This window comes from Galbibacter mesophilus, assembly GCF_023721415.1.
Taxonomy (GTDB): domain Bacteria; phylum Bacteroidota; class Bacteroidia; order Flavobacteriales; family Flavobacteriaceae; genus Galbibacter; species Galbibacter mesophilus.
In genome coordinates, this window is the sequence record NZ_JAMQVC010000006.1 from 140080 (window position 1) to 149035 (window position 8956).

An 8956-nucleotide genomic window follows, 5' to 3' on the forward strand; every position below is an offset into this window, starting at 1 on the left:
ATTTTAACATTTTAAGAATAGTTCTAATAGTATTTGCAATGACATTTTACAGCTTGAACGCTCAAAGTACAGCTACTAACGACTCTTACGGAGAATCCGCAAAGGTTGTTGTAAAAGGGCATGCTAAAAAAGATAAGATTTTATTGCGCTGGGCAGTTGATAATAAATTAGCGTGGAAATATGGCCTTAAATACGGTTATATAATAGAACGAACCACCTTATTGAGAAATGGCACCCCTTTATCCCCTCCAGAGCGCATCATTATTTCTGGTGATACTATTAAACCAAAACCAATTAATGAATGGGAAACTTTCGTTAATGACAACGATATGGCTGCTGTTGCTGCTCAAGCTATTTATGGAGAAACTTTTGAAGTTGGAGAGGAAGATACCCAAAATGCTCTAATGAAGGTTGTTCTAGAGAGTGAAGAGCTCGATAGAAGATTTGGTTTCTCACTTTATGCAATAGATCAAGACTTTGATGTCGCAGTTCATGCTGGATTTGGTTATGTAGACCTAGATGTTAAAAAAAATGAGAAGTATGTATATAATATAAGATCTGCAGTTCCAGAAGATAAATTAAAAATTGAGCCTTCGGGTATTTTCATTAGTCCTTTCGACGAGGAAGAGCTCCCAGCTCCAGTCGATTTTTTCGGTTATTACTATAAGGATGCTTTTGTATTAGTTTGGGAATACAATGCGTTATTGTCATTTTACACTTCTTACAATCTGGAAAAATCTAAAGATGGTGTAAACTTCGAAAAAGTTAATGAAGTCCCAATTACAAAACTGGCCGATACCCCATCGTCTGGGATCTCTTTTACGGATAGTATTACTGAATATAACAAATCTTATTGGTATCGAATAGTTGGAGTAAGTAATTTTAATGAAATGGGCCCACCCTCTAAAGCAGTTCAGTTAACTGCAATTAAAGTACTTCAGTCTGAGCCGTTATTTACATCCACTGACATAATATCAGACAATGAGGTACTGCTCAACTGGGAATTTCCAGAAGAAGAACAGTGGAAACTTTCGAAATATGAGTTGTTAAGAGCTGATAAGGCAATAGGTCCGTATAAGACTGTGGTGGATAGCATTGGCCCAAGCACGCAAAGCTACAAGTATAGTCCATTATCAGATATAAACTATTTTAAACTTAAAGCTTTCGGTCGGCATCAGGATTTCCAATTGTCACCGCCAGCAATGGTTCAACCTGTAGATAGTGTTCCGCCGGTAAAACCTTTAGGAGTTGAGGGTAAAATAGATACTTTAGGTAGAGTAACTCTTAAATGGACAAAAAACGAAGAAATGGATTTGAATGGGTACAATATTTATAGAGCTAATAGGTCTAACCAAGAGTTTACAAAACTAAACAAAGATTATCTCAAAAATGAAATATTTAGCGATAGTATTGATATGAATTCTTTTAATCAATCTGTGTTCTACAAAATTACAGCTTTAGATTTTCGCTACAACGAATCTGTTCCCTCAGATATTTTGGAGTTAAAAAGACCGGATAGAATTCCTCCCACTTCACCAGTTTTTGAAAGTTATAAAATAGTTGAGGGCGTACCAATTTTATCATGGACCAATAGCTCCTCTGAAGATGTAATAGGAATCGCAGTTTATCGACGAGAGATTCTAACGAATGGATTAAACGAATGGGAGAAAGTTTATTCTAGAGAAAGTGATACTATAAGCGTTTTTGAGGATAATACCGTAAAAAAAGGAATTCAATACAACTACACTATAATAGCTTTGGATAAGAATGGGTTGGAAAGCAAACCATCACCACAAATCTCTTTGATAATACCAAGAGAATTACAAGAAGAGAAGATTAAGGGGATTTACGCCAACGTAGATCGTGAAAACAAATTTATAGAATTGACCTGGAGAAATAGCGCAGAAAACTTAATTGAAATCCAGCTATTTCGTAAAACGATGGGGAACACTTTTATGCACTATAAAAAACTTCCCCCGGATGCTAAAAGATTTATAGACACTAATTTAACGCTAAACTCTACATATGGGTATGCACTTAAAGGTATTTCAGCTGATGGCAGTATTACCAAATGGGTAGATATTGAGGTTGTTTATTAAAAAATATGCTTATGAAAAAGATATTGTTTTTATTTTTTTTAATGATTCCCATACTGATATGTGCTCAAAAATCCAGATTAATTTTTGAATTGGATTATTTTAAAGGAGGAACCAATGGTTTTGCTCATGAAGTGGGTGTAATTAATGAATCGGATGGTATAACTTTTTTTAGTATTCCTTCCAATCCGAACTCTTCAGGATCGATTAAAATAGATGAAGTTTATAATGAGCCGTGGACAAAAGTTCTTGGAAGAACTTACAGTGGATCATCTTCTATAATAATTACGGATAATACTTTAGACCTAACAAACTGTTCAGAGTTTTATAATTATTCTCCTTGGCCTTTTCCTGATTACTATGTTCTTCGAAAAGTTATTCAGTATAATATACCATCTTTGTTATCAATTAATCCTGGTAGTAATATTGTAAAATCATGCGAAAACAAATTTTTAAAAGTATTTGAAAACAATTGCTATGAAAGAAATTATTCTGTTCATTATAAAGTTGGTAATGGAAATATAAAGCCCCTTTTACCATATGGAAATAATGGAGCAGAAATTGTTTTGCAATATTCAGATTTTGAAGGAGCTAGCAAGGATTTGAATTTGCAATTAATTTTTTCACATAATGCAGTATTCGATTTAAATTCAAACAACAATGAAATAATAACATTAACTTTTAAAGACTGTTCTCCATCATTAGACCAGAATGTTTCACCTAATCCGGCGCCTATTGATTTAAGTTGCAATGAAAGCGATGATGGTAGTTTTAAAGTAACTTTTGAACGAGAGTTGGAAATAGCTAAAAATGAGAAAATGAGATTGGAGATTCAGAGGGATATTGGATCTGGCTATGAAACTTTTTCTAGTTTTGTTCTGTACAATAAAGATTTTGATAATCGCTCGTTCACATGGCCTAAAGAGCTGCCAAAGGGAACTTATAGGGTCCGATGGCAGACCAAAGATGGAGGAGATGAATTTGACTCGTTGCCCGACGCCTTTACAAATAGTGAACCCTTTTTTGTTAATGCTCCTCCTGAACTTTTGTTAACTCTCACCAAAACCGACGTTCAATGTTACCAGGGTATTGATGGCTCAATTACGGTTTCAGCTTCTGGCGGTACACCTCCCTACGAATATTCTATAGATTATGCTAATTGGCAGAAGGGGACTACTTTTAATGATCTTAGTAGCGGTACCTACACAATTACTGTACGGGATGGGAACGGCTGTACGGCGGTCTCTGCAATTGAACTCTTTGAACTTTCCACTTCGGTTCCGGAAGTAATCTTTGGTACAGTAAACGACCCAAGTTCTAATGGAGGAAGCGATGGGAGTATTGAAATTTCTGTAAATGGCGGTAGTCCCCCTTATTCCTATCAATGGGTCAAGGTGAATGATGCCTCGTTTACAAGAAATACGGCAAACATTGGGAGCCTTTCGAAAGGGACTTACCGAGTAACGGTAACTGACCAAAACGGATGTAGCGTTTCGCCATATACCGATGAGTTTATTTTGGAAGACCCTCCTGCTCTAACGGTTTCATTATCAATCATCCCAGAAAACATTAGTTGCCATGGAGGACTAGTCAATATCACCGCAACAGCCCAGGGAGGTGTTTCTTTTGTTAATGGAGCGAAATATATTTACAATTGGTCCACCGGAGACAGTGAGGCTACAATTTTAAATCAACCGGCTGGTACGTATACTGTTACAGTTGAAGATAGAAACGGTAATACTGTTATAGAAAGCATTACTGTTGATGAGCCCGAACCGCTAGAAGTTTCCAGTTACGATAAGACAAATATTATGTGTTATGGGAAGGATGACGGGGTTATAAGTCTTCAAATTGATGGAGGAACAAAACCTTACGCAACAGTTACTTGGAGTAAACAGTTCGATTCTTCTTTCTCCCGTTCTGGTCAAACCCTAAGCGGGCTAACTGCGGGAATTTATTACTATGAAATTATTGATGCCAATGGCTGTAGTTTGGATAATTTTGGTGATGGAATAGAAATTACAGAACCATTTTCCCCACTTTCAATTGTAGAAACCAATCATCAAGACAACAACATCTTCGGTGGCTCCATCGGTTCTATTACTGTAGTAGCTAAAGGAGGTACTAAAGATTACACTTACCAATGGTATGACAATGAAGGAAATGAAATGCCAGGTGAAACCAACGCCACTATTAACAATCTTCCAGCTGGGTTTTACAGCGTCACCGTAACCGATAAAAACGGGTGTGAAGCCAAGTTGAATTCTCTGGAAATCACACAGCTTGCTAAATTAGAAATTACAGACTCAGCAATCGATACGGTTAAATGTTTCGATGGAAATGATGGAGCCATAACAATCTCCGTGACTGGTGGAAAGAGTCCGTACACCTATCAATGGGAAAAAGAAGATGATACGTCATTTACCGCTCCCAATAGTCAGACTCTGGAAAATCTTTCTGCAGGAGAATACACCGTCACGGTTACCGATGATTCTGGTTCTACCGCTAAAGCGGTTCAAACGATTCCTGTTTCACAACCACAGCCTCTTCAAATAGAATCAGCGGTTGAAAAGAATCTATGTTTTAGTGGTAACAAAGGAAGTATAGATATTACAGTGAGTGGAGGTGTAGCTCCTTACACCTTCAGTTGGAGCAATGGCGAAACTTCCGAAGATATTTCAGCACTTACTTCTGGGGATTATACCGTTACGGTTACAGATAAATACGAATGTACACTAGAAGAAAAAATCTACGTTGGGCAACCCGACGGGGCGTTGGCTATGACAGTAGATATTGAAAAACACATCACCGGTTTTGGATACAACGACGGTGCAATTGAGGTCACCGTCACTGGGGGAACACCAAACTATAGCTATGAATGGTTTTCAGATAATGGTTTTACATCGACTGAAGAAGATATCAATAATTTGGCTCCAGGAAATTATACCTTAGTTGTTACGGATGATTCTGGTGGCGATTGTGTTATTGACAAAGAGTTTACAATAATTGAACCCGATAAGCTTTTGGTAAACCTTGAAGAAACGTTTTCGGTGCTCTGTAAAGACGGAACGGACGCCGAATTGCAAGCGAATGTTTCCGGGGGAGTAAAGTCTTACAAGTTCCAATGGTTTAACATTTTTGAAGGAACTAAAAATGAAATTGCTTCCGCGGAAGCTTTTCTAACCGAATTACCTGCTGGTGATTATCAAGTGGAAATTACCGATGGCAATGGAGTGAAAACCACTTCGGAAGTACATACTATTAACGAACCTGAACGCTTAGTAATTTCAGAAGAAAACATTCAGCACGTACTTTGTCATGGAGAGGCTACGGGTGCTATCGATATTAGTATTTCAGGCGGAACTCAACCTTATAGTATTTATTGGTCTAATGACGCTACTTCAGAAGATGTTCAAAACCTTACCGCTGGCAACTACAATGTTGCTGTAAAAGATGATAATGGTTGTTGGGTTGAGACAACTTTTGAGATAAAAAATGTCTTTGAACCTTTAAGTATTACCAATGTCGAGCTTACCAACGTGAGTAAATTCCGCGGAAGCGACGGTGAAATAACGGTTGAAATAATTGGTGGAGAGAAACCTTATAATCTAAATTGGGTACGTTTAGAGGACGGACAAAATATGGGGAGTTCTACAACAATTGCCAATATAATTAAAGGAAATTACCAACTCACGGTTTCTGATGCAAATGGCTGTTCTTTAACGGAACAATATAAAATTACCCAGCCCGATATTGTTGACGTCACTATTGTAAATCCTACCTGTTTTGAGGGTTGCGACGGAGGCCTTTCCGTATTGGTCAATAAAGGTGAAGGTAATTTCACCTACAGCTGGAGCAATGGCAGCACGGCAGCAGATCTTACTAATTTATGTGCGGGCAGTTATACGGTTTCTATTGAGGGTTTTGAAAATGAAACTTTGGTGCGCACTTATGTAGTAGAAAACCCCGAACCGCTGGTTATCGATTTAGGGGACGATTTAACTACCTTGTGTAACGATCAAGAACGTACTTTAAATGCTACCATTGATGATTCTCGAGCTTCTTATTTATGGACAAGCAATAACGGTTTTAGCAGTAGTAATCCTGTAATTACAGTTAGCGAAGCAGGACTCTACACCGTAACGGTTACCGATAATAAGGGTTGCCAAGGCACCGATACTATTGAAATTAAAGAGAGCCCGAACGACATTGCTGCGGAATTCTTTGTTTCCAGTCAGGTTTTTGTCAACGAACGCTTCACTGTTATAGATGTAACCAATCCACTACCGGATAGTATCGAGTGGATTCTTCCTGAAGAAGGGATTGTGGTGAGCCATGATCAGGATCAGGCGGAGTTATATTTTGATGCGCCCGGGGAATACGAGATTGTTATAAAGACCACCGTAGGCGACTGCGAGGCGTATCAAGCCAAAAAAGTATTGGTGATTGATAATCATGAGTCTATTGATGATGAGGTAGATGTAAAAGATCGAGAAAGCAGTTTTGAAGAGTTTTTGGTATACCCAAACCCAACGGGAGGCCAATTTGACGTATCGTTGAAACTTAAAAAGAAAGGTAATGTAAGCGTCCGTATTTTCAATTTATCCAATAACAGCGTCGTAGCGCACCAAACCGGGAATGGTAAGAGTAAGTATGTTTTAAGCTTCAATATAAGTCAATACCCAGCAGGGATGTACGCGATTGTTTTGGAAACACCCGGCGGTAATTCAGTAAGGAAGTTAATAAAAGGATAAGCTTAATTTTTCTTGGACAGGAATAGTCTGTGAACGACATAAGGATATTTTACGGTTGAAAGTTTAGATTTTAGTATGCCCAATTACGGTAGAAAGGGTAATTCTGGATTAATAAAAATTGAGATGGCAAGTAGAGACAATTTAGAAACAAGACAGGGCTGTTTAATTTTATTAAGCCCCTTTATTCTTGTGTTGGCTGGTATGTTGGTGTTTGTAGGAATAGATAAACAACTTGATATTGTTTTGAATAATGAGTATTATAAAAAGGGCTTTTTAATAGTTGATTCTATTCAAAATTATAGTGGAGGAAGAGTCCGGGTCATGAATTACAATGGATATGGTAGGATTGAAAATACTAAAATTAGAGGAAAAATATACATTGGGACCGGAAACAAAACAAATTTCAACAGAAAAAAATACCCAGTATTTTATAGAGAAGATGGAGAATTCACATTAAGAAGACAGGAGAGCGAAACCGAGTTTAATGTTATTCCCTACGTTTTTAAATTTATTGGGTTTACTGTAGTCCCCATTTTAGTGTTAATGTTGCTGGCAATTTACTATTTCAAACTAAGAAAAAGGTTAAAGGATGAAAACATGCATTTGGGAATGTTGTGATGTGCACGAGCGTGAAGCTCGCGCCAGCGAGGGGCAAGATATAATAAAAAAAATGATAGATGACTATGAAAAATATGAATGATTGGGGAAATAGGAAATTGTTAACATTAATTTATATAATATCACTTCTCTTCATAGTTTTATTGTTTACGGGTTATTTGCCTTTCATCATGACATTTTGTGATATTAACTTTAAAATACAGAGCTCTTGGGTCTTATTAATAGCTCCATTATTGATAAGCTCCTTAATAGGTATAATTTACTTTATACTAACCAATGGATTAAAGAAAGTTCATAGTGATTATTATATTACCATTCCAGTTTTTGTATGGTTTATAATTTATCTAGTATCATACACTTATAGATACCGTAACATAATGAATAACGATATTAGCATAATTTCAAAAGCAGTAATCACTACAGAAGGGGGTGCGTCAGGTACAAGGGGGGCACAAAGTTTTAAAACTATTTGGTTTAGGTATGGGTTTGACAGTGAAGCAATTGAGTCTAGCGGTGTAGTAGGTAGCAAAATCGAAAAACAGATAAAAAAGGGAGATACAATACTAATTAGATATTCTACAAAATGTCAAAGAGCTACCTATATTTTCAAAGCTTTACCGACTAGTAAAGATTTAGAAAAGTTCAAAAATGATAGATATTTTAAAGATGGAAAAATATTGGAAGAAGTGTCCCGTTAGCCCGAACGTCATCCGCTAGCGTGATCGTTACGCTCGTGCCATCAAGTAAGTAGGAGAAAGAAAAAGATTAAAACAATGAGCCGTAAATACAAACTCCATAATAAAGAGGCAGCTTTTTTTATAAGTTTCACACGCTCCGCAAAGTCTCCCGACTTCGCGGAAGTTCGTAACTAAAAGTTTTAATATATATAGGAATGAAAAAGCCTTCATAGTATAAAGATTAAAGAAGGGCACCTCTTATAACGTCCACTGCCGCCCCCCAAGATGCCAGACCGCAATACCTATATATATAATGTACGGAAGGCCCCACCGCCCTCCCCAAAAAAAAACTTCCCCCGTAACCGACACTGTCAAAGCACGTTGCAAAAAAGATTGAAAATAGTTTGCGCAAAGCTTGCGGGGAACAAAAAATAGTTCCTATATTTGCACCCGCTTTGCAGGAGAGGCCACGGCCCCGACGACAGGGCGAAGTTCTTTAAAATAGGGTGTTCCGGCGGTTTTTGGGTGTTTTGGTCCTTTGCGAAAAGGTCCCGAAAAAAAACCAAAAAAAGCTTGCACGGGACGGAAAAGAGGTTTACTTTTGCACCCGCTTTGAGATACAGGCGGCGTTCCTTGAAAGGTATTTTTTTTCGGTTGTTTTTGCGGTCTTCCTTAACGGGGACGGAAGCGAAAAAAACTTTAAAAAATATTTGCAGGGAACAAAAAGAAGCATTACTTTTGCACCCGCTTTCGAAACGAAAAATTTTCGAGGGCACAGGAAAAGAGAATGAAAGTTCATTGATATATTGTT

The 8956-nt window shown here is 37.5% G+C and carries 5 protein-coding genes; 4 read left to right on the plus strand and 1 reads right to left on the minus strand.

The genetic code is table 11. From position 1 onward, the window contains the following. Positions 1-38: 38 nt before the first annotated feature. From NDQ75_RS15830 to NDQ75_RS15845, 4 genes are all read left to right on the plus strand, one after another. Positions 39-2099 (plus strand): fibronectin type III domain-containing protein, encoded by a 2061-nt coding sequence (locus tag NDQ75_RS15830; RefSeq protein ID WP_202029774.1) that lies wholly within the window; start codon positions 39-41, stop codon positions 2097-2099. Between the two features lie 11 nt (positions 2100-2110). Beyond that, positions 2111-6850, plus strand: a complete 4740-nt coding sequence (locus tag NDQ75_RS15835; protein ID WP_242513731.1) for a T9SS type A sorting domain-containing protein — start codon at positions 2111-2113, stop codon at positions 6848-6850. A 75-nt stretch (positions 6851-6925) separates the two neighbouring features. Beyond that, on the plus strand, positions 6926-7468 hold the full coding sequence (locus NDQ75_RS15840; protein WP_202029776.1) for a hypothetical protein: 543 nt from the start codon (positions 6926-6928) through the stop codon (positions 7466-7468). Positions 7469-7527: 59 nt separating this feature from the next. Then, positions 7528-8166, plus strand: coding sequence for a hypothetical protein (locus tag NDQ75_RS15845; RefSeq protein ID WP_202029777.1), 639 nt, complete (start codon positions 7528-7530; stop codon positions 8164-8166). Positions 8167-8516: 350 nt separating this feature from the next. Here NDQ75_RS15845 and NDQ75_RS15850 read toward each other — a convergent pair. Continuing rightward, a partial coding sequence (locus NDQ75_RS15850; RefSeq protein ID WP_251762039.1) for a hypothetical protein occupies positions 8517-8956 on the minus strand: 440 nt, incomplete at its 5' end.